Genomic DNA, 1,047 nt, shown 5'->3' with positions numbered 1-1,047 from the left:
AATCACTACCGTTCTGGCTAAAACCTACGGTGGTTCTGCTCGTGCATTCGACCAGATCGATAACGCACCAGAAGAAAAAGCTCGTGGTATCACCATCAACACTTCCCACGTTGAATACGACACCCCGACTCGTCACTACGCGCACGTTGACTGCCCAGGGCACGCCGACTACGTTAAAAACATGATCACCGGTGCTGCTCAGATGGACGGCGCTATCCTGGTTGTTGCTGCGACTGACGGCCCTATGCCTCAGACCCGTGAGCACATCCTGCTGGGTCGTCAGGTTGGCGTTCCTTACATCATCGTGTTCCTGAACAAATGTGACATGGTTGATGACGAAGAGCTGCTGGAGCTGGTTGAAATGGAAGTTCGTGAACTTCTGTCTCAGTACGACTTCCCGGGCGATGACACTCCAATCATCCGTGGTTCTGCTCTGAAAGCGCTGGAAGGCGAAGCAGAGTGGGAAGCTAAAATTGTTGAGCTGGCTGGCTTCCTGGATTCCTACATCCCAGAACCAGTACGTGCAATCGATCTGCCGTTCCTGCTGCCAATCGAAGACGTATTCTCCATCTCCGGCCGTGGTACCGTTGTTACCGGTCGTGTAGAGCGCGGTATCGTTAAAGTGGGCGAAGAAGTAGAAATCGTTGGTATCAAAGATACTGCGAAATCTACCTGTACCGGCGTTGAAATGTTCCGCAAACTGCTGGACGAAGGCCGTGCTGGTGAGAACGTTGGTGTTCTGCTGCGTGGTATCAAACGTGAAGAAATCGAACGTGGTCAGGTTCTGGCTAAGCCAGGCTCTATCAAGCCGCACACCAAGTTCGAATCTGAAGTGTACATCCTGTCCAAAGACGAAGGCGGCCGTCATACTCCGTTCTTCAAAGGCTACCGTCCACAGTTCTACTTCCGTACAACTGACGTGACCGGTACCATCGAACTGCCAGAAGGCGTAGAGATGGTAATGCCAGGCGACAACATCAAAATGGTTGTTACCCTGATCCACCCAATCGCGATGGACGACGGTCTGCGTTTCGCAATCCGTGAAGG

1 protein-coding gene is annotated in these 1,047 nt (G+C 52.5%); it reads left to right on the top strand.

Going from position 1 to position 1,047, the window contains the following annotated elements; all coding sequences use genetic code 11:
- The coding region (tuf, locus tag CNE01S_RS24075; protein WP_061279234.1) for an elongation factor Tu at window positions 1-1,047 on the top strand (1,047 nt) is incomplete at both ends.

The sequence above is a fragment of the Cedecea neteri NBRC 105707 = ATCC 33855 genome, from assembly GCF_001571265.1.
Taxonomy (GTDB): Bacteria; Pseudomonadota; Gammaproteobacteria; order Enterobacterales; family Enterobacteriaceae; genus Cedecea; species Cedecea neteri.
Note: the sequence above shows the minus strand (reverse complement) of the source record. Positions and strands in the feature narration are given on the sequence as shown.